The organism is Hahella sp. CCB-MM4 (assembly GCF_002260525.1).
Lineage (GTDB): Bacteria > Pseudomonadota > Gammaproteobacteria > Pseudomonadales > Oleiphilaceae > Hahella.
Genome location: NZ_MRYI01000001.1, coordinates 404475 through 424221, shown reverse-complemented (window position 1 = coordinate 424221; position 19747 = coordinate 404475). Strand labels below are relative to the sequence as shown.

Sequence of the window (19747 nt, the reverse complement as noted above, 5' to 3'; positions counted from 1 at the left end):
TGATGAGTTAAGCGTTAATTGAGGACAGGAAGTATGAAGCGAAACAGACGGGCAATATTTGTTCTGACGTTGCTACCGATGGCATTTTTCCTGGCTTTTACCTATTGGTATCAAGGTATTAGTGAGCCACTTACAGCAGAGGAAGTTTCCCGCTACATGAATATCATTGAGTCCCAACCTCAGAACCCGGGAGGCAGGCACAAAATACCAGCGCTGCGTGACTTTCTGGAAAATGATGATGGGAAGCCGTTCTATACCGTCAACCTATATAAGTATTTTGATCAGGCAACATATCAGGATGCTCAAATGTCAAACGTCACGGGGCGTGAGGCATTTGATCGGTTTACCCGAGTAATGGTGCCTCTACTTATCCAACATGCATCGCATCCAATCTTTGGCAGTAACCAGATGCTGGAAACTCTGACCGGTTGGGACAGACTTGTGATTGTACGTTATCGGAGCAGAAGGGATATTGCTGATATATTTGCAAGCTCTGAGTTCGCAGAAGCCAGCAAACATAAATGGGCGGCCTTGGAAAAAAATGAACGTATGCTAGTGCAAGGGGTACATATCCCAGAGCTGTTTATTGCTGCGATAGCGATCACTATCGTCTGGAGTCTGGTTGCTTTTTGTATTCGGGGCTCGGGAGTTCGAATTGCTTTGAGAACATCAGGTGGGGTTAACTAAACTGCTATTAGGCGTCTGTTTTACCCTGAGGACAAATAATTTAGCAGTCTCGCGATAATAGCATGCGGGATAGAAGGAACTATAACAGCCCAATCATATCTCATAGAACACCGCATATATGGAGTGCCTCAATAGTTATTGAGGGGGCATTTCAATAACCTGCAGTTTCAACGTATTGCTCTTGAGGCTCTTAATGTCACCTGATTCCAGTTGTTGATAAACCTTGGCCCTATCTATCGGCACAGTTTCAAGTTTCAGCACACGATCAATAGTGGCTTTAGCCTCGTCAGTTTCCCCCATTAACTGCCATTGATTGGCAATTTCGATTCGCTTGTTGACGACATCCGGGTGCTTCTCTCCCTTGATAAGAAGGTCATTTGTCAGGCTGGTGCGAAGATCAATAACAGATTTCAGTTGCAGCACCTTAGACTCGGTCTGGGGATTGATAACTTTTACATTTTGCAGGGTTCTCTTGGCGGGTAGAACTGCGTCCAGTTTCAGATAGTCCTGTGTGGCCCGTAGGTATAAGGGCTGGGCCTTTTCTGTTTGTTGGCGACAACCTGTTTGTTGGGACGGTAACTGGCAGGAGTAACCGTCCGCCAGAAGCTGGGCTAACTGGGGTTGAGGATCATCTTTACCGGTATCGCTACTGCGAAGGTCTGCGGTTCTTAAGGCATGAGTGAGTTGAAACTCTGCACTGCGGACACCTGTGGCATTCTCCGAAAATATACCCAAGTCCGCATACATTTTTCCCATGATGGAGTGATGACGTTGGATAGCTTCGAGATCATTGATTTTGTATGCCTGCGCCTTACTGAAAAACAGCGCTTGTTCAACCCGGGTAAAGGTTTCTCCCCGTGGATCCAAGCGGGATTTATAAAGCCATTGGATACGGGCCAGATCTGTGAGTAATTCCAGAGATACCGCCCAGTGGCCTTTCAGTTCACTGGAATCATAGGTGTATGAAGGGGGGGCAAACTGCAGAGCGGCCTGCCAGATTGCATTGGCCCCGTTGATATCATTGTTTAACAGGCGATTGTGCCCTTCGCTCCAGGCAGCAATGCTAAATGCCCAGGTGCGCAGTAGTGTATCGTTCCACCAACCGTCTTGACGATATTCCAGCAGGGTTAGATCACCAATCCTGACTTCTTCGGGCGTTAGGCCTAAAAAAGGCTCCCTTAATCGTGCGACTAATTCTCTGAATTCGGGATTTAGTCTTAAATCTATTGTCTGTTCGATTACGCTGGAGGTAAGTGCGCGCTCTTTTCCCAGCCAGGCCACCCAATTTATCGCGGCGTTTTCCCATTGCTGTGGTGATACTTTGTTTCTGGATGACAAAATAGCTTCATACAACTGCCGACGTATGGAGACGTTTTCAGTCGTTTCAGCCAGTACTTCAAGGCGCTTAGCGACTTCCTCATTGGGTGATTGTCTGAAGCTGGAAATCAGGCCGTTCAAAGTGCGTTGACCGGGCTCCAGCTCATAGGACCGGTAATAATAGGAAAATGCACGTTGGCTATTCCCCTCGTCGAGGTAAAGTCCGGCGATCATCTGGGCCACTTTGGCCATTCGCGAACGATCGTCCAGGCGTTGCAATAATCGAAGCAAGCGTTCCAGTTGCTGGCGGTCCTCCAGCTGTTCCAGGGTCAGAATCAGGTTATCAATGGTGGCCAGGTGTTGGGGATGCCTCTCCAAAATGGCGAGATATTCCTCCCGGGCTCGTTGTAAAAAGCTCTCTCGATGATCTTTGTCTTTTTCCGCATGTCGGGTGTAAGTCCATGCCCGGGAGAATCTTACTTTGTCCAGACAGTTGTTGACGTCACTTGTTTGTTGGCAGTCTCTCTCTGCGCCAAGCAGGATTCTCTCGGTGGCTCTCCAGTTTTCCTGGTCAACCTGCTCCTGTAGTACCTTTTCGAAGGCATATGAAGGATTGGGTATCAGCCAAAGGGGAGTTAGCAAAAGAGAAATCAGCAAGGGGAGGGGGGGCTGTTTCATTATTCTCCTCCTTCCGTAAAGGACACCAACTCAGGCGGAGTCTCAACCAGAGAGGGCTCGCATTCAGCTTCATAACTGATGACATAGACCGCTATCACCCGTGCATTCTCCGGTGCTGACATTAACTCGTCTACATCTTCAGTGGCTTTGGTAAAGGTGCTGACTTCGTCACCGGATGTCCGACGTTTGACTTCTGCGGTAAATTTTTCCTCGAATCCTTCCTGTGGCACGATACTCTCAACAATGACTTTATTGTGTGGTGCCATACACAGTGATTGGCGTGAGTGGTCAATGATCCAGCCACTGTTCTTTGCGGTCGTTCCGGGTTTGAAATGAGCCTTCTCGGTAAAACTGACCTGACTCAACATATCTCTGACAATGTTGCTATGGTAGCGACTGTGGATATCATTGCTGAGTTTTTCGGCAATGGTCTCGGGGGTATCCACCCCATTAAGATTCGACGCTGAATCCCGGAACAGCCAATGCATTGAGCCCTGCGTGCTCGCATTGTTTTTATGGAACTCCAGGAATACGTAATAATCCAGTACGCTGGCTACGTCGCCGGACCTGACAAGACCTGGAGTCGGGTGGTCGATACGAAATGTCAGTGTATGGAGCGCTGGTTGCGTTGAGGGAACGAACGAGAAATACCTGATCTTGTCGCTGAGAGCACTTACCAATGAGGCTTCTACCAATTGCTTGGCCGTGCTGGAAGCTTCATTGCCTAGCGCAATCATATATGACTCGCCCAGAATCAGCTCAATACGGACTTGTTTCTCCGGATCACCCAGCGCCTGAGTCGAGCCAATGACATAAAGCAGGGCCAGTAGTATTGATCGTTGAAATATCGGGGCCATGACTAAGGTCTCCCATTGGTAGATCTATATATTCAATTCTGGTGACTTTGCCTACAACGCCAGATACAAAGACAGACTTATCAATATTGGTCACTAAAGCACACAATATCCGGTCGGGACCTAACGCTGCTGTTTCAAGTTTCTTAGGATTGCGCCAGCGTTTCATCAGTATGGCGATTTCCTGTTCTCCCAACCCCTGTGCCGCTGATTCCAATTGCCATTCACTACGTAGTTCCCCCGGCTGGTTTCTTCTCGGTCCCAGATACCACGCATGATTCCCCTGATCTTCTGCTATCAGGGTAAAACCAACATTGTTTTTCTCATAGAGCTGAAACCAACCGCCGCTTCCAAGCACGGGGTAGCTGGTGACATTCGGTCGAAAAAGCACTGTCGGGGTGGCGATCAAGTCATGGTCTGGAACGACCAAAGCGCCAAAAAAGGGTTGTACCTGAATCGTCGTTGGAAGAAATCCATCGATGGATAATTTATGTTCAGGGGCAAAGGGATTGATCCATAGATGGATGTCGCGGACTTTTTCTGGAGAAGTCGCTCCAGTCACTTGCCGATCAGGGAAAGCCAAAGAAGCCAGAACAAAGTCTCTCTGGCCTTCTGCCGTGGCGTCAATGCTGATGGTTGAGAAAGTTGCCGCGAGGAGGGTGCCACCTATATACAGCGTTGCTATTACACTGTTGCTAAGATGGGTGGTGATGAAATTCCGGAAATAGCCTTTAACCCCTTCGGTAATGGACTCCCGTTTGTCCTTTCCCAGAAGAAAGTCAATGACTCCAACACACCAGAGGCTGCCTAACGGAACTCCCATCAACAGGGACAGATCGTTACCGCTCACGCCACTTCGGAAATGTCGGCTGAGCCACAGATCGACCATTGCGACCCAGACTGACAGCAGTACCACTCGAACGAGAAGGCTTGTTCCCAAATTGCCGTTTCCCCTGTCGTATATACGGAAAGTTTATACTTCGTATGGAGGGGCTCCAGGACTGCAGACTTCATTTCCAGTGCAATATTGTTACGCTGGAAATTACTCCGGAATCGAATCTCCTGTTTAAAAATTAGACTATATCACGCTATGGGTAAAATCTATGCCGATAGCTGTAAACGTACTTCCATTAATGCAAAACCGAGAAGATTAAGACCTCGCCATTGATAAGGATTTTCAACTGCGGGATGATCCATTGCCAATCCTACCCCCCAGATTTTATCCACAGGGCTTGCTTCCACCAGAATTCTGTCCCCTGTATTGAGAAGAAACTCTTTTAATTCCGCATTTTGGCCAAATTTTAATAAATTGGCTTTTACTACGATATCAAACCTGTGATGTTCCCAAACTGAGTTTTCAAACCCCTGCACCTCACGGCCTAACTTTTTAGCCTCTCCAGGATTGTCTGCTAGCAAGATTTTCTGTTCAGCATTGGAATCTCCAAAAAGTCTGGCTTTTTCGGCCATCATAAAATGTTCTGCTGTTAGGTAAGCGATTCCTTTTTGTGTAAAAGGGGAGTCGTACCACTGACTGAAGCAAGTCTTGGTTATTCTGGTTTCAGATTTCTGGTGGCCCCAGAAAAGCACATATTTAACCGGGTTGCCGTGACTAACGTAGTCAATCAGTTCTTCTCTGTTTCTGATACTGGGGATCATTTTAATTACCGCTAAGTCTCGTTAGGTACAGGCCCTTCGGAGAAGGCTTTTTTTGTGCAATATTGCAGTTATTGAATTCGGGATGTCAGCTATTTTCCCCAGATTCCACCACTTGTTGCCCCAACGCACTTTTATCTGAGCAGTAACTCCACTGGCAGGCATTGGTCTCTTTTACCGTATCCGGAGCTTCCTTTTCGACCATTGAGCGGGTGAGGTGATTGGCACGATACACCGCTGTTCCCATTGCCAGAGTGCCGAACATCACGCCACCGGCTATTTCCCCTATGAGAACTCCGACCGCACCGAACTGATTGGAAAGTAAGGCAACAAAAGGAATCGTTCCGAGGAATGCTCTGGAAAAATTGAATAAGGTGGCCAGATAGGCTGAGTTGGTATTATTAAAACTGGCGTTAGCTACGAATAGTAGTCCATTGAAGAAGAATCCGGGGGCAATCCATAGGCAATACTGATTGATCAGATGACGGGCGTCTCCGCTGGCGTCGAATGACGAGATAATAAAGTCACTCAAGAAAAACAGGATTGCCCATACCACCATGACATAACCGGCGATAAACTTGGAAGCGTCTCCCAGCGTGTGACGGACGCGGTAATAGTCACCCGCGCCCATGTTCTGACCAATAATGGGACCTACAGCGCCTGACAGGGCAAATAGACCACAAAATGCCACCGGTACGATCCTGCCGATAATCGCTGCGCCTGCGACGGCATCATCTCCGAACTCAGCCATCGTTTTCATAACGTAGCTACTGCCCACCGGTGTTGCCAGATTGGTGAGCATCGCCGGGCCGGAAACCGTCGCCAGGGATCGTATATCCGTCCACCACTCAGACCAGTTGGGAGAGGTTATTAGCCCATGGCGCATAATGACATAGGTTCCGGCGATCCCCAGGATCACAAATCTGGCAATAAACGAAGACCATGCCGCGCCGGCGATATCCATATCCAGGCCGAAAATCAGAATGGGGTCCAGTATGGCATTGGCAACGCCTCCTGCCGCGATAGCATACATAGAGCGACGTGGATCACCGGCTGCCCGCAAGGCACTCGCCAGACCCATCGACATTGCCAGAATCGGAGTGGAGGGCAACAATATATGCGTATATACAATGGCCAACTCAAGGGTGCGGCCGTCGGCACCGAGGAAGCGCAGTAACGTGTCACTTTCCAGCCATACCGGAATCACCACCGCCAGGCTAAACAAAAAGCTGAAGATCAGGGTATGGACACAATATTGGCGTGCTTTCTCCAGCCGTTGTTGGCCCAACGACTGTGAAACTTTTGCCCCCATGCCAATGGAAAGAGCGATACTGATCGCCGTAAGAAAAAACAGTAGAGTCCCCGCAAAGCCAACGGCAGCGGCCAACTCCTGCTGACCGAGAAGGCTTAGGAAATACATATCTACCAGGTCTACCAGGAACAGGCTTAACAGGCCCACGGTACTGGATAGTGTCATGACCAGTATGTGGCGCATGATTGAGCCTTGAGTGAATACGGCCTGCATCAAAGGTTCCTTGCGGCAATGAATAGAAAAGATAGCGCTCTAGATTAACAGCTAATTGAGATATTGGAACAGTTGATAAAGGTCGAAGGTAACTTCGGGAGAGGGGGTAACCGGCGGCAGGGGAATGAGAGAATCACTCGGCGCAAAGAACCGAGTGATTCGGTATGTACATTAGAAGCTCAGACGAGCGCCTGCGCTGATCAGGAACATATCAGAGGTTCCGGTTTTATCTTCATCCCCGGCATCCAATACGTAGTCCATTTGCCCAACCAGACCGAGATTTTTGGTCAGTGGAACGTGTACGCCAGCGCTACCCATGGCTGAGAAACCGGTACCATCAACACTATAGGTTCCGCCAGGTCCAGAGGCAGAGATATCTACCTGGGTCAGAGCAAATCCAGCCTTGCCATAGAATTCAGCGTACTGTGTTGGGAGTATCAGGCCGCCCATACCATACAGTGCTGTTACTTCTGCTTTTGCCGTAACGTCTGCGGACAGAATTTCTCTTAAGTCGTAGCTGGTTTCGCCAAAGTTAATGAAACCGAACTCGACAAAGCCCTGACGATTCAGTTGGTAGCCAAACGCCAGACGCAAACCGGTGTCTTTATCGTCGCAGATGTCGTTATCGATATCGTCGCAACCGTCAATAGCCGTCGCGGAGCCAATAGTGGCTTCCACGTAAGGGTGCGGCTTGAAGGCTTCAGGAGCTGCTTGGGTATTTGTGTCGTCTGCATACACAAAAGGTGTGAGGAGAGCCAAAGAGGCAAGAGAAAGGTACTTCTTCATTTGATTAACCTTAGTACAACTATTGATGTCGGTAGATACCGGGATGGGGACGAGGGATTCGCCCCTGAAAAAAGCGGGGGATTCTACGAAAAATATGGGGCTATGCCTATAAACTTTCGTTTAGTTGAGCGTATTTTCTGCCTGATCGACGCAATTTTTGATCATTATTCCTCAAATTCTGATTTGTGTAGACGGCGTAGATTGTCAATCTCCCATCTTAGTTGCTTGATTTCATCCAGTAAGTCCAGGCACATGGCGATTCCCGGCAGGTTAACGTCCAAATCTCTTTGCAGGCGTCTGGCGCGCTGTAGACGGGCCAGGGAGCGAGATTCAAAGATGAGTACTTTATCTTTTCGTGTCGGCTCCAATACTCCCAAATCCACCAGCTCAAGTATAAAGTCGGGACTGACGCCCGCACGGTCGCTGAGCTCACCTAGGGTGAATGAGTAGGTCACATCAATTTTTATTTCCCGGGCCATGTCTCAGACTCCCATTTTCTCTCTTGGGTTATAGCTTTTCTCATGCTCTGCCAGCTTGGCGTACAGATCCTCTGCCTCTTTGGAGTGTTTGGGAGGAACGGCAATTTGCAGAATGACAATTTGATCCCCCTGAGCTGTTCCCTTCAGACCTTTGCCCTTCAGTCTGAGTTTTTGCCCCTGGACTGCCCCCTTGGGAATCTTCAGGTTTACTTTACCTGATAATGTCGGCACTACCACCTGTGCTCCCAGCGCGGCTTCCCAGGGAGTAATTGGAAGCGAGATCAATATATCGCTTCCCTGGACACTGAATACCGGGTGTGGAGCCAATTCAATTTCCAGGAAGAGGTCCCCGTTTTCAGCTCCTCCGATACCAGGAGCGCCTTGGCCTCGCAGGCGGATATGTTGACCAGAGGTCATTCCGGCAGGAATCTTAACATTCAGGGTTTTGCGTTTGTGGGAGATCATCCCGCGCTCATCCACTTCGGGAATATTTACAGTGATTTGCTTGCTCCCGCCGCTATAGGCTTCTTCCAGAAACAGTGGCAGCTTATGATGAATGTCATCGCCTCGCATCTGGAACCCATATTGGCGTCCCCCATGGCTATAACGCCGATGAGCTGTGCCACTGTGTCCGAAAATGGCTTCAAAGAAATCGCTGAAATGCTGTGGGTCTGCGTCCGTGAACCCCCCGGATGAAAAGTGGGAGGCGGACTCCCATCCTGGCGGTGGCTGGAAGTTACCATCGCGGCTGAAAGCGCCCATTTTTCGGAGTTGATCGTATTCGGCGCGCTTTTCGGGGTCCTTTAAAACTTCATAAGCCTCCCCAAGCTCTTTGAATCTGGTTTCGGCATCCGTTTCTTTGCTCACATCCGGATGATACTTGCGCGCAAGTTTTCGGTAAGACTTTTTAATTTCCTCAGCGCTGGCAGACTCTTTGACGCCGAGAATCTTGTAGTAATCTTTATACTCCATCTGATCTTGGCCCTCTGATAAGGTTGGATGCCGTATATCACTATAGCGGCTGTCCCCGCAGGAAAATTGCTATGAATCAGATATATTGGCGATCCCGGACTTTTCAAGTCTGATCTGATATCCCGGGTTTTGACTGGTGATCCTCCCAGGCAGCCCCTACAATGTCGCTCTTTATTGAATCCTTATTGTTAAACGACTTCATCGCAGGGTGTACGTTATATGCTGAGCTACCAGCACGCTTACCATGCCGGTAATTTTGCCGATGTCCATAAACACTGGTTGTTGGTGTTGCTGCTGGAGGCGTTGAGCCGGAAGGACAAGCCCTGGTGTTATCTGGATACTCACGCCGGCCGGGGAATTTATTCACTTGATTCAGCGATGGCGATGAAAACCGCTGAATGGCGTGAAGGAGTGGCCCGGCTGTTGGAAACCTCCGGGAGCGCACCGGAAAGTGTGCAGAGCTATCTTAGAATCGTGCAGAGCTATCTTAGGATCGTACAGAGCAATCTCAGGACCGTGACGGAAGATGTCTCGTATGCCCGGGAGATTCATATGTATCCGGGCTCCCCTGAGTTTGCCAGAAGATTGATGCGTCAGAATGATAGAGAAGTGCTCTGTGAGTTGCATCCTCAGGAAATTGAGCATCTCAAAAAACACTTTCACAAATATGATAATGTCCACCTGCATTTCCGCGATGGCTTCGAAGGGGTTTTTGCGATGGTCCCGCCTCCTGAAAAACGAGGCCTGGTGCTGATTGACCCCAGCTATGAGTTGAAGCAGGATTATCAACGCATCCCGGCTTATCTGGAAAAATTGCATAAACGCTGGGCGGGCGCCACGGTAGCGATCTGGTATCCGGTGTTGACTGATGAACGCCACCAAACCCTGCTGAAAGGAGTCCGCGAGAGCGCTTTGGACAATGTTCTGCGTAGTGAGATACGTAGAAAAAGTGAGATACGTAAAAAAGAAGCCAATAAAGGGATGGTAGGGAGCGGAATGTTGATATTGAATCCGCCCTGGAAAGTTGATCTGGCGATCACATCGGGCTGGTCATACCTGGTAAACAGCCTTCAGCTGGATGACCAGCAGTCAGTGGCAGTAGATTGGCTAAAGCCTGAAAAAAGCACCTGATTACAATGCGCTGATCGTCAGCTTAGGCTCATGCATGCCGCAAACCAATATGTAGTAGGGAATATGATACAAGATAATACAAAGGAAAAATGGACCCGGGAGGGCCGGATACTGATTACCGGTGCCGGACAGCGAGTCGGACTGCATTGTCTGCGCCGTTTGCTGGAGCAAGGCGAGCAGGTGGCAATGACCTACCATACCGAGCGACCTGTGATAAACGAATTGCGGGAGCAAGGCGTTATTTGCCTTCAAGCGGATCTGTCCAGCCCGGATTCTGTGGAACAGCTGGCAACACGTATTCGGGATGAGGTCGGCCCATTGCGTGCCCTGATTCACAATGCCTCAGCCTGGTTGCCGGATCGGGAAGAGAATACCGATTATGCTTCTGTCATGCAGGATATGATGCAGATTCACATGATGGCGCCGTATCTGCTGAATATGAGGTGCCGGGAGCTTCTACTTCAGGGGCGTTTACCCTGGTCGGATATTATCCACATCACCGATTATGTTGTGGAAAAAGGGAGTGACAATCATATTGCCTACGCCGCTTCCAAGGCCGGAATGGCGAATATGAGCCGATCTTTTGCGAAACGCTTTTCCCCGGAGATCAAAGTGAATACCATTGCTCCTTCATTGTTGATGTTCAATGAAGGCGACTCGGAAGAATACCGACAAAAGACCCTGAAGAAATCAGTCATGGGCGTAGAGCCAGGGCCTGATGTTGTGTATCAGGCTTTATGCTTTTTAATGGACAACGCCTATATGACCGGGCGTGAAATCAATTTGGATGGCGGTCGCCACATTCGTTAGTTGAGGAAATTCGATGTTAGATAAATTGGCTGAACATTACCGGGCCATTATTGAAGGTCTGGGCGAAGATGCCAACCGGGAAGGGTTGGTCGACACGCCGATGCGCGCTGCCAAAGCTATGCAGTTTCTCTGTAAGGGCTATGATCAGGATCTGGAAACGATTGTAAACGGGGCAGTATTTGAGTCCGATACAGACGAGATGGTGATGGTGAAGGACATCGAGCTGTACTCCATGTGTGAACATCACATGTTGCCGTTTATCGGCCGCTGCCACATTGCCTACCTGCCCAGAGGCAGGGTGTTGGGTCTTTCCAAGTTTGCCCGTATCGTGGATATGTATGCTCGTCGTATGCAGATTCAGGAAAATCTGACCAAGCAGATCGCTGAAGCGGTGCAATCGGTCACCAATGCCCGCGGTGTTGGGGTGATTATCGAGGCTCGTCACATGTGTATGATGATGAGAGGTGTGGAAAAGCAGAACTCTTCCATGGTGTCATCCGTCATGCTGGGTAGTATGCGTAATGATATATCCACCCGGGCTGAGTTTTTGAATCTTGCCAAGGGAAGTGCTGGTTTATAAGCAAGCCCCTCTTTAGCCTGTTGAAAGCCATGGTTCCACGTAGGTTGCTGTGGTTTCGACAGGCTCAATCTGATCATTGAATATCAACATCAGGTCGCATTGAGCCCGCCGAGGGTTTACATCAATCCTTTTACTTCTGTAACTCGACTTCTCCACTGACGGTGACAGTCACCGTTTGAGTGCCTGCCTCAACGGCTGCAGGTGCAGCTTCCATGGACATCATTGCGCCGCGAGCCTGATTCATACGTGGGTAGAACGGCTCCTGGTTGGTTGAGATGTTAATGTTAGTGATCTTGTAGGAATCAGACTTCAATGTTTGGGAAACAATATCCGCCCGCTTATTGAAGGCTCCCAGTGCTTCTACGATCAGCTCGTTTTCCTTTTCGTTACGCAGATCATCCGATGCATCATAGTTCATTGAGCTGACGGAGAGCTTTTCCTGGAGTTCGCCGGTCAGGCTGGCCAGAGCTTCAATGTTTTGGCTTTCCAGTTGTAGCTGTTGCTCCACCTTCCAGGCGACAATGCGCTGATCCCGGTAAACAGGATTGGTGCGATAGCCAAGTGTCTGGACTTTAACCCCTTCGACCTTGTTGGCTTTTTTCAATGCCCAGGTCATGGCGTCATTCACCTGGCGAGAGGCGGTTGTGGAATCCTTTTCCTGGGCATGGGCGTATAGTTCCACCGTCAAGGTATCATTAGCCAACTCACCTGTGGCGTTAGCACTGAGGTTAATACGGTTGTAGTGGACTTGGACGTCGTCGGCCCAGGCAAAACTGGTGACGAGCAGAAGCAATGCAATCCTGATGAGCATGAAGTGTCTCCTTGAATCAGCTTGGATAACTCGATATATGGCAGACAAGTTTGCCATGCAGGCTATTATTGGCAAGCATCATTCGCCGGCATTAAGGCGATTTAATTGAACGGAATATTTTGGAACAGTTTCGAGGAGGCAAAAAAAACCGCGTTAAAAAACGCGGTAATGTGCACTTTCATCAGGCTGGAGTATTAAGGGATCTCGTCAACAGTAGTAGATGCTGTCCAGGTACTCGCACAACGCAAGAATATTGGCTTGTTCCTGTTCATCGTTTGGAACACATACTTTCCATTCGTCATCATACATGTGAGTTGCTCCCATTAAATAAAAGGTCTGAAAAAATCAAGGACCTTGGAAAGCCTAAACAGTAGAAGGTCACTGCTTACGATTTAAATTCTAGTCCTACCTGATGAAACGGGCTTGACCTCCTGTGTTAAGGTTTTGACAATCTGTTGCAATCTTTGGTCATCGTTGTGAAGGTTCTAGTCCATATGGCATATAAAGACGTCTGGCATTCTGACAACCTGTCATTAAGGTGAATAATTGATGACTTACCCTCTCTGATACAGCAAGCTATAGTTAATGTACGAATAACTGTTAAAGAACAATAAGCAGCTAAAGTACGGAAGCAGGCATCAAGGTTGAAAAAATCCTGCGATTTCAGCAGTACCAAATTCGTCCAGGAGCCTTTGCGGATATAAATTCGTGTGGCTTCTCGTTTGCCGGGATAGCACTTATTACAAAATACTGCTGACAAAATAGTTCCTATAACAAGAATTTAGGGCATCAGTAATCTGGTGCCCTGTGTAGTAAATCGAGTCCGATAATATATGGATCAACCGACAGTCTCCGGATCCTCTGTTAAAGCACTATGCCATTGGCTGTCTGAGCGCGAAGTTCAGATGGAGTCAATTTTGCGTGCCGAAGGGATCGATCCCGCCTTGCTGGATGAACAGGATACCCGGATCAGCCTGGAATCCTTTAACCGCCTGTGGGATGCGGCTCGACAGAAGCTGGAAAACCCGGCGGTGGGGCTTCATGTGGGAGAGTGTGTTGATTCCAGCCGAATGGGCGTTATCGGACATATTGTGTTCAATAACCGTACCCTGGGTCAGGCGCTGCAGCAGTATGAACGACTGTCGGCTCTGGTGAATGAAGGGGTAATTACCAAAGTACGGGTCGAGGGAGATGAGGCCATTATCGAGTATTACTGTGATGATGGTCTGTATCACGCATCCAACATGGAGAGACTGCTAGCCCTGGCGGTTACCCGAGCCCGGAAATATGTGAGTGAAAAAATTTATCTGACTCGGGTTGGTTTTTCTCACTCCGCTCCGGAATACAAAGAGGAATATGAGCGGATTTTCCAATGTGAGGTGAATTTTGATCAGCCCTATTGCTATATGGCCTTCCATGCTGATTTTCTTGAATTTGAATTGCCTCACCGGAACCCTTATCTGCATCAGGCACTTACCCGCCAAGTGGAAGCCCTGTTACAGAAAATGTCTCTGCGCCGTTCAGTCAGCCATAAAGTCAAAGGAATCGTCGCGCGGCGTCTGTCACGGGGGGATATAGATGCTGGAAGGGTGGCAGAGAAGCTGAACATGTCACGGCATACCCTGTATAGGAAACTGAAACAGGAAAATAATTCTTTTCAGGAGTTGGTGGAGCAGGTCAGGAAAGAAAAGGCGCTGGATTATCTGCAAAAGAAAAAGTATTCGTTGAGCGAAATAGCCTTTCTGTTGGGGTTCTCAGAATTAAGTGCTTTCAGTAGGGCCTTCAAACGTTGGACTGGTGAAAGCCCCGCCCAGTTCAGGAATCAAAAACAGTCCGTCACCACAAATCAGTCTTTGAAAAAAGAATAGTCTTTAAACAGAGGCAATTTCTACATAAGAGCTAACCTCTATTAAGATCTATTTTCTAAATAGAATCTAGCTTCTGAACAGGGATAGATAGATTCTTCCATGACATTGTTATCAATGTCTTCTATCTCCTTTTCATCACGCTGGCCAGCAATGCCAGCAGTGCACTCACGAGAGTTCCTGCTACAAAAACCAATAGCGCCATATGGCTGTCAAAACGGTTTTGGAAGGTCATTGTTGGGGCCATTCTCAGCATCCAGTCCATATCCGGCAATGTAACCGTGTTCTGATATTGCCATCGACGGTCTTCGGCCAACAGATTGGTTTGGTTTGGAGGCTCCGGATTCAAGGTGATAAAAGGGTCACTGGAAAATCGTCCCAGATCGTAAATAGAAACGGACAGACCACGCAGCTGCGCCTGGGTCTGGAAATTCTGTAATAGAACTCCCAGGTCGATGGAGACGGCATAAATGGTGTCTTTTCTTGGAATCAGGTAGATGGTCTCCGCCTGACCAGCCTGAAGCGACTGCTTGCTATGTTGTGGGGATAGCATCTGGGGGTTGTGATTTGCCAGGATCCGTAACAGGGTGTCCTGAGCCTGGTCTTCTTCGAGATAGCTGTACCGTGGTTCCAGGCGGGCCAGTGTCTCAGGCAGAGAAATCGCGATCGGGCCAAGGGGGGAAGTCTGCAGTATTTCGATGCTGCTGATTTCTTTAGCGCCCTGAATCAAAGTGCCGATGGTGTCGGATTCTGCCCGTATAAGTTCGGAAGCGAGTTGGGCATGAAAGCGTGCCGATTCCATTTCCCGCTCAAGTTGCCGCTGCAGGGAGCCGGCTTCCCGGATGAATGAGGCATAGGCTTGGCTGTGGTTATTCCTGGTGACCAGATAGGTGGCTGAACCGGTCAAAATCAAACCGGCGATTAATATGGCCAGTGCCGCCCAGGAATTTACAAAGCCTGTCTGTCGGCCATGGATGGTGTTTGTCGTCAAAGTCAGATCCGTATGTTAGGGATGTTCGGCTGGTGATTTCCGTTCTGGCGTCGGTTTTGAACTTTGAAACAAATATAGGCGGTCCGGGGAGAATTTTCTAACGACCTGTTGGCACAGTCATTAATGTGCCGGTTGATGCCATTGTCGATAGATAAATGAAACCAGGAACATGAAAAATGCAGACATCACGACGGATGGTCCGGTTGGAGTATCCTGCCACCAGGACATGGAAAGGCCCGTCAATACAGCAATCACCCCCACCATTGCCGCAAGCATGGCCATTCGTTCCGGCGTGTTGGCATAAAACCTTGCCGTAGCTGCGGGAATAATCAGCAGACTGGTAACAAGTAGCACTCCCACAACTTTCATAGCTAATGCAATGACAAGGGACATCATCAACATCAGGCAGATGCGTGTCTTTTGAGTGTTGATACCTTCAACAGCAGCCAGTTCTTCATGCAGGGTGGTCAATAGCAATGCCCGCCAGAGTCGGTGCAAGGCAAGTAATACGGCGATAACTCCGGCGAATATCCAGCCCACGTCAGTAAAGGTCAGTGCGAGCAGGTCGCCGAACAGGTATCCCATTAAATCTATCTGTAATCGAGGCATAAAGCTAAGGGCAACGAGCCCTAGAGAAAGTGAACTGTGGGCCAGGATGCCAAGTAGTGTATCGGTGGCGATTTGACGCTGGCTTTGCATAAAACCGAGAAGCAGCGCCATAAGCGCGCATCCGATCACAATGCCGAGCGTGGTGTTAATCTCCAAAATCAGGCCAAGAACGACACCCAACAGTGCGGAATGGGCGAGTGTGTCACCAAAGTAGGACATGCGTCGCCACACGACGAAACATCCTAGTGGGCCGGTGATAAGAGCGAGGCCGATACCTCCGAGCAAAGCAGGTAATAATATCTCAAGCATGGCTATGTTTCGTGCACTCGCTTCCTTCGGCGATGGTGCCGTCGGTGTGATGATGGTGATCGTGATGATGGTGGTAGACCGCCAGAGACCTGGCGGCCTGATTGCCGAACAAATGGATGAACGCCGGGTCGTTGGATACGGTTTCTGGATGTCCGGCACAGCAGACATGCCGGTTAAGGCAGAGAACCTGATCTGTAGCCGCCATGACCAGATGCAGATCATGGGAGATCAGAAGGGTACCGCACTTTAGTTCATCCCGCAGGCTCCGAATCAATTGATAAAACTCGGCTTGGCCGGTGACATCCACACCTTGTGCAGGTTCATCCAAAACCAGCAGTTGAGGTTGAATCTGGATGGCCCGGGCAAGCAATACCCGCTGCATTTCGCCACCAGAGAGCGTCGACAAAGGTTGATTGGCCAGTTGGCTCACATCAACCCGTGCCAAAGCCTGTTGCCAATTGGCTGCGTTATCCGCCAACTGCAGGAAACGCTTGACGGTCATCGGCAGTGAGGGATCTACATGGAACTTCTGAGGGACATAGCCAACCCGGAGACCGGGCTGTCTTACCAGTAATCCGGACGTCGGTTTGATCAATCCCAGAATCAGTTTGGCCAGGGTCGATTTCCCCGCTCCATTAGGACCAATAACCGTAATGATCTCGCCGGGGTTGATGTCTATCTGTATGCGTTCCAGAAGAACTTGCCCGTCGATGCTGATGGAAATGTCCTGCAAGCGGACCAGTGGTGTTTGTGTCACGCTTCCGCCTTACAGCGGGGGCACAGTCCGCTGACTTCGAGTGTCATGTTATCTACAGTAAACCCTTGTTTTCCTGCCAGTGCCTGAATGCTTTCCTCCAGCTCAGCAGAGGTTAACTCCTGCGCCTTGGAGCACTTGCGGCAAATCAGGAAGCTGCCTTGATGACCATGTTCCGGGGCGATGCAGCCGATAAAGGCATTCAGTGAGGCGAGTCTGTGGACCAGATTGTGTTCCTGCAGAAATTCAAGTGCCCGATATACGGTTGGCGGCGCAGAATTGCGACCTTCCTCATTAAACTTGGCGAGTATCTCGTAGGCTCCCACGGGTGTGTGGGATTGCCATATCAATTCGAGAACCCGCAGTCGGGTATCCGTCAGCCGCAGCCCCTGGTTTCTGCATAGCTCTTTTGCAGTTTCCAGAGCGTCCTGGATGCAGCGCTTATGATCATGCTGGCTGAATACGGTCGTTTCGGTCATGTCGTCCTGGATTGCACCAAAGTCTTGAGGAATACTGGGGTAAACTGCTGATGCTACATTATAACGTTTCACTCTCCAAGGTGTCTTCCCTTCAAGAGAGCCGACGGGCAAATATCCAGCGGAGGGAAGGTGTGCGAAGAGGGGAAACATGTGATGAAAATTCGAAGTGTCGCTAAAAGTTGATAAATATATGTAAACTTACCTATAAAATCACTGCAAACATTCACAAAAGGGTCTAGAATTACCGTCAATTCACTAAAATAACAAAGTGTCCAAAAGCCTCCTGTGCGTCGAGTCAGTTGGAATGGACCCTGATACAACGATGCCGGGAATCTAAAGGGATCTATAAAGGCGGCAGGGAAATCGTTAGCGCTGAGTCTCATTGTCGAGGGTTTAACCCCCTTAAGCGAAATGAGGCTAAAACAATGATAAATTCTCTGAAGCTCAGTTTTCTTTCCTGTGCTCTTCTATCTGTCTTTTCGATATCTGCCGGCGCAGCCAGTGATCCCGAGCTGCTGTTGTGGATTGGTTCTGACAAAGGATTCAACGGTGTGGCGGAAGTCGGCCGTCGCTTTGAGGCCGAAACCGGTATATCGGTCAGAGTGGAAACTCCTGACAGCCTGACGACCAAGTTTGATCGCCTGGCGCCCACAGCGCAGGGGCCGGATATTGTGATATGGGCCCATGACCGTTTTGGACCCTGGATCAACGAAGGCTTCCTTGAGCCTGTTACCCCCTCTGTTACAATGCGCAACAGCGTAGCCCCCTTTACCTGGGATGCTTTGACTGTCGGTGATCGCATCTATGGGTTTCCCATCGCCATTGAAGCTGTGAGTCTTATATACAACAAAGCACTGGTCAGCACTCCTCCAAAAACATTGAAAGACGTGGAACAGTTGGACCGGCAGTTGGCAAAGCAGAGCAAGAAAGCTTTGGTTTGGGACTTTAACAATACCTATTTCACCTGGCCCATCATTGCTGCGACCGGAGCATATAGCTTTGGTAAGGAAGACGGTATTTATGATCTCACTGATGTGGGGTTTGATAATGCTGGAGCCAGCCGGGCGATTGACAGTATCCGAGGTCTGATTGAGCGCAAAATAGTGCCGGGGGATGCTAATTACGGGTCAATGATGGACGGTTTCAAAAGCGGCAATGTGGCGATGATTATTAACGGACCCTGGGCCTGGAATGAGATCAGGGAATCAGGCATTGAGTTTGGTGTCGATTACATACCTTCTGTGGAGGCTTCCAAGCCCGGCAAGCCTTTTGTGGGAGTTCTGTCTGCCGCGATTAATGTGGCCAGCCAGAAGAAGGAAGCCGCACAAAAATTCCTGGAAGACTATCTCCTGACATATGAAGGCCTGAAGGTAGTGAATGCTGACAAACCCTTAGGGGCTGTGGCTAATATTCGATTGATGAAAGAACTGGCGAGGGACCCCCTGATATTTCATACATTCGAGAGTGCAGAAAAGGGGGAGTTGATGCCGGATCTGCCTGAAATGAAACGATTCTGGAGTTTGTTCAGTACCAAGCTGCCTCAGATGCTTAAAGGCGAGGCCGATATTTCTCCGACTCTGGCCGATATTGCCGGGCGGTTACGAAAGTTGGATGAACTGAAAGGCTGGCGTCGTCGCCACTATCTGGCTGATATCAATTAGGCTGGAGGGTTGTGGGGGCGGACCTGTATGTCCGCCCTGGACTGACTTCTTTATAAATGCACTTAATAGCTGGAGACGGCCTTCACGGCCAACTCTTCCAGTTTTTCGAGCTTGGGAATAAAGGCTTCCTCACCGCTGATTCTTACGGCGGCCTGGTCTGCAAAGCTCAAAGCAACTTCGTCACGCTCTGTAATCTCTTCCTTGGTCACCTTCATCAATCGAGGTAACCCCTCAGTTACAAAGGCAATGAACGGCAGATTCCCGTGATGTTCACCGATGGTATTGGTGACTGCAATCCGAGCCTGCTGGGAAGGAGCAGGAGCGGCCCCTTGATCGTTCGCTGCATCGTACGAAATGACGGGCAAACGTATTCCCCGCCAGCGGATGTAGCCCAAAAACCATTCAGGGCTTCCAGTCGTTTTCTCAGGCTGCTGAAAATCAACAATTTCAGCCACGCTGGCGTTTGGAAGTAGCAACTGCCGGTCCTTGACAGGAATCAGCAGGCAGGAAATTTGGTTTGGTGTTTGCGCCATCTGGATATCCTCAGTCGCAGTATCGAATTCAATTAAACACGTATTTATAACAATTTTGGGCAGAATAGTACGCCAATGTCTGGCTCTCTTTCTGTCTCATTAACCTTTCGTTCTGCTTAAGCTTCCGTTCTGCCAAGAGCCCTTAACTTATTAGGAGTCCTCAACTTATCAGGAGTCTTTAACTTATTAGGAGCCTTCAAGCTATTATCAGTCTTCAACCTATTCACAGTCTCAGCCCAATTAGGAATCTCTACCGATCAACC

Annotated in this window: 20 protein-coding genes; 6 read left to right on the top strand and 14 right to left on the bottom strand. The window is 49.3% G+C overall.

Going from position 1 to position 19747, the window contains the following annotated elements; all coding sequences use genetic code 11:
• The first annotated feature begins 33 nt into the window (after window positions 1-33).
• Window positions 34-687: a DUF1330 domain-containing protein gene (locus BTA51_RS01945; RefSeq protein ID WP_094705697.1), complete on the top strand. Its 654-nt coding sequence runs from the start codon at window positions 34-36 to the stop codon at window positions 685-687.
• Between the two features lie 135 nt (window positions 688-822).
• Here BTA51_RS01945 and BTA51_RS01940 read toward each other — a convergent pair whose 3' ends face one another.
• The 8 genes from BTA51_RS01940 to BTA51_RS01905 all read right to left on the bottom strand — a co-directional run bounded on the left by BTA51_RS01940 (window position 823) and on the right by BTA51_RS01905 (window position 8951).
• On the bottom strand, window positions 823-2682 hold the full coding sequence (locus BTA51_RS01940) for a hypothetical protein (RefSeq protein ID WP_094705696.1): 1860 nt from the start codon (window positions 2680-2682) through the stop codon (window positions 823-825).
• Window positions 2682-3539, bottom strand: a complete 858-nt coding sequence (locus BTA51_RS01935; protein ID WP_094705695.1) for a hypothetical protein — start codon at window positions 3537-3539, stop codon at window positions 2682-2684. Before BTA51_RS01935 ends, BTA51_RS01940 begins: the two co-directional genes overlap by 1 nt.
• Window positions 3466-4476 carry a hypothetical protein gene (locus tag BTA51_RS01930; protein WP_141215510.1) on the bottom strand — a complete coding sequence of 337 codons (1011 nt, stop codon included), beginning with the start codon at window positions 4474-4476 and terminating at the stop codon, window positions 3466-3468. The genes BTA51_RS01935 and BTA51_RS01930 overlap by 74 nt, the downstream gene beginning before the upstream one ends.
• A 161-nt stretch (window positions 4477-4637) precedes the next feature.
• Window positions 4638-5192 (bottom strand): NADAR family protein, encoded by a 555-nt coding sequence (locus BTA51_RS01925; RefSeq protein ID WP_094705693.1) that lies wholly within the window; start codon window positions 5190-5192, stop codon window positions 4638-4640.
• Between the two features lie 85 nt (window positions 5193-5277).
• A complete protein-coding gene (locus tag BTA51_RS01920) occupies window positions 5278-6714 on the bottom strand; it encodes an MATE family efflux transporter (protein WP_094705692.1) in 1437 nt (478 codons plus the stop codon).
• Between the two features lie 171 nt (window positions 6715-6885).
• Window positions 6886-7500 carry an outer membrane protein gene (locus BTA51_RS01915; RefSeq protein ID WP_094705691.1) on the bottom strand — a complete coding sequence of 205 codons (615 nt, stop codon included), beginning with the start codon at window positions 7498-7500 and terminating at the stop codon, window positions 6886-6888.
• Window positions 7501-7664: 164 nt separating this feature from the next.
• The gene (locus tag BTA51_RS01910; protein ID WP_094705690.1) at window positions 7665-7979 is read right to left on the bottom strand and encodes a chaperone modulator CbpM; all 315 of its coding nucleotides are present in this window, start codon (window positions 7977-7979) and stop codon (window positions 7665-7667) included.
• Window positions 7980-7982: 3 nt separating this feature from the next.
• A complete protein-coding gene (locus BTA51_RS01905; RefSeq protein WP_094705689.1) occupies window positions 7983-8951 on the bottom strand; it encodes a DnaJ C-terminal domain-containing protein in 969 nt (322 codons plus the stop codon).
• Between the two features lie 219 nt (window positions 8952-9170).
• On the opposite strand from BTA51_RS01905, the gene BTA51_RS01900 reads away from it, so the two are divergent.
• From BTA51_RS01900 to folE, 3 genes are all read left to right on the top strand, one after another.
• Window positions 9171-10082, top strand: coding sequence for a 23S rRNA (adenine(2030)-N(6))-methyltransferase RlmJ (locus BTA51_RS01900; protein WP_094705688.1), 912 nt, complete (start codon window positions 9171-9173; stop codon window positions 10080-10082).
• A 63-nt stretch (window positions 10083-10145) separates the two neighbouring features.
• Entirely contained in the window at window positions 10146-10892 is a 747-nt protein-coding gene (folM, locus tag BTA51_RS01895) for a dihydromonapterin reductase (RefSeq protein WP_094705687.1), read from the top strand.
• Window positions 10893-10905: 13 nt separating this feature from the next.
• Window positions 10906-11472: a GTP cyclohydrolase I FolE gene (gene folE / locus BTA51_RS01890; protein WP_094705686.1), complete on the top strand. Its 567-nt coding sequence runs from the start codon at window positions 10906-10908 to the stop codon at window positions 11470-11472.
• Window positions 11473-11602: 130 nt separating this feature from the next.
• On the opposite strand, the gene BTA51_RS01885 is transcribed toward folE, so the two are convergent.
• Complete coding sequence (locus BTA51_RS01885; protein ID WP_168188017.1) at window positions 11603-12283, bottom strand: SIMPL domain-containing protein; 681 nt, start codon at window positions 12281-12283, stop codon at window positions 11603-11605.
• 833 nt (window positions 12284-13116) lie between these two features.
• Here BTA51_RS01885 and BTA51_RS01880 point away from each other — a divergent pair.
• Entirely contained in the window at window positions 13117-14151 is a 1035-nt protein-coding gene (locus BTA51_RS01880) for an AraC family transcriptional regulator (protein ID WP_094705684.1), read from the top strand.
• A 121-nt stretch (window positions 14152-14272) separates the two neighbouring features.
• Here BTA51_RS01880 and BTA51_RS01875 read toward each other — a convergent pair whose 3' ends face one another.
• The 4 genes from BTA51_RS01875 to BTA51_RS01860 form a co-directional block, all read right to left on the bottom strand.
• Window positions 14273-15139, bottom strand: coding sequence for a hypothetical protein (locus BTA51_RS01875; protein ID WP_094705683.1), 867 nt, complete (start codon window positions 15137-15139; stop codon window positions 14273-14275).
• Between the two features lie 120 nt (window positions 15140-15259).
• Window positions 15260-16057, bottom strand: a complete 798-nt coding sequence (gene znuB, locus BTA51_RS01870) for a zinc ABC transporter permease subunit ZnuB (RefSeq protein ID WP_094705682.1) — start codon at window positions 16055-16057, stop codon at window positions 15260-15262.
• On the bottom strand, window positions 16050-16814 hold the full coding sequence (gene znuC, locus BTA51_RS01865) for a zinc ABC transporter ATP-binding protein ZnuC (protein WP_094705681.1): 765 nt from the start codon (window positions 16812-16814) through the stop codon (window positions 16050-16052). Before znuC ends, znuB begins: the two co-directional genes overlap by 8 nt.
• Window positions 16811-17290, bottom strand: coding sequence for a Fur family transcriptional regulator (locus tag BTA51_RS01860; protein WP_094706039.1), 480 nt, complete (start codon window positions 17288-17290; stop codon window positions 16811-16813). The genes znuC and BTA51_RS01860 overlap by 4 nt, the downstream gene beginning before the upstream one ends.
• 425 nt (window positions 17291-17715) lie before the next feature.
• Between BTA51_RS01860 and malE the strand changes: the two genes are divergently transcribed.
• A complete protein-coding gene (malE, locus tag BTA51_RS01855) occupies window positions 17716-18951 on the top strand; it encodes a maltose/maltodextrin ABC transporter substrate-binding protein MalE (protein ID WP_094705680.1) in 1236 nt (411 codons plus the stop codon).
• Window positions 18952-19013: 62 nt separating this feature from the next.
• On the opposite strand, the gene BTA51_RS01850 is transcribed toward malE, so the two are convergent.
• Window positions 19014-19484 (bottom strand): chemotaxis protein CheW, encoded by a 471-nt coding sequence (locus BTA51_RS01850; protein ID WP_094705679.1) that lies wholly within the window; start codon window positions 19482-19484, stop codon window positions 19014-19016.
• Window positions 19485-19747 lie beyond the last annotated feature (263 nt).

Coding starts and splice junctions, on each gene's coding strand:
- BTA51_RS01945 (WP_094705697.1), top strand. CDS start 34: ATGAAGCGAAACAGACGGGCAATATTTGTTCTGACGTTGCTACCGATG.
- BTA51_RS01940 (WP_094705696.1), bottom strand. CDS start 2,682: ATGAAACAGCCCCCCCTCCCCTTGCTGATTTCTCTTTTGCTAACTCCC.
- BTA51_RS01935 (WP_094705695.1), bottom strand. CDS start 3,539: ATGGCCCCGATATTTCAACGATCAATACTACTGGCCCTGCTTTATGTC.
- BTA51_RS01925 (WP_094705693.1), bottom strand. CDS start 5,192: ATGATCCCCAGTATCAGAAACAGAGAAGAACTGATTGACTACGTTAGT.
- BTA51_RS01920 (WP_094705692.1), bottom strand. CDS start 6,714: ATGCAGGCCGTATTCACTCAAGGCTCAATCATGCGCCACATACTGGTC.
- BTA51_RS01915 (WP_094705691.1), bottom strand. CDS start 7,500: ATGAAGAAGTACCTTTCTCTTGCCTCTTTGGCTCTCCTCACACCTTTT.
- BTA51_RS01910 (WP_094705690.1), bottom strand. CDS start 7,979: ATGGCCCGGGAAATAAAAATTGATGTGACCTACTCATTCACCCTAGGT.
- BTA51_RS01905 (WP_094705689.1), bottom strand. CDS start 8,951: ATGGAGTATAAAGATTACTACAAGATTCTCGGCGTCAAAGAGTCTGCC.
- BTA51_RS01900 (WP_094705688.1), top strand. CDS start 9,171: ATGCTGAGCTACCAGCACGCTTACCATGCCGGTAATTTTGCCGATGTC.
- folM (WP_094705687.1), top strand. CDS start 10,146: ATGATACAAGATAATACAAAGGAAAAATGGACCCGGGAGGGCCGGATA.
- folE (WP_094705686.1), top strand. CDS start 10,906: ATGTTAGATAAATTGGCTGAACATTACCGGGCCATTATTGAAGGTCTG.
- BTA51_RS01885 (WP_168188017.1), bottom strand. CDS start 12,283: ATGCTCATCAGGATTGCATTGCTTCTGCTCGTCACCAGTTTTGCCTGG.
- BTA51_RS01880 (WP_094705684.1), top strand. CDS start 13,117: ATGGATCAACCGACAGTCTCCGGATCCTCTGTTAAAGCACTATGCCAT.
- znuB (WP_094705682.1), bottom strand. CDS start 16,057: ATGCTTGAGATATTATTACCTGCTTTGCTCGGAGGTATCGGCCTCGCT.
- BTA51_RS01860 (WP_094706039.1), bottom strand. CDS start 17,290: ATGACCGAAACGACCGTATTCAGCCAGCATGATCATAAGCGCTGCATC.
- malE (WP_094705680.1), top strand. CDS start 17,716: ATGATAAATTCTCTGAAGCTCAGTTTTCTTTCCTGTGCTCTTCTATCT.
- BTA51_RS01850 (WP_094705679.1), bottom strand. CDS start 19,484: ATGGCGCAAACACCAAACCAAATTTCCTGCCTGCTGATTCCTGTCAAG.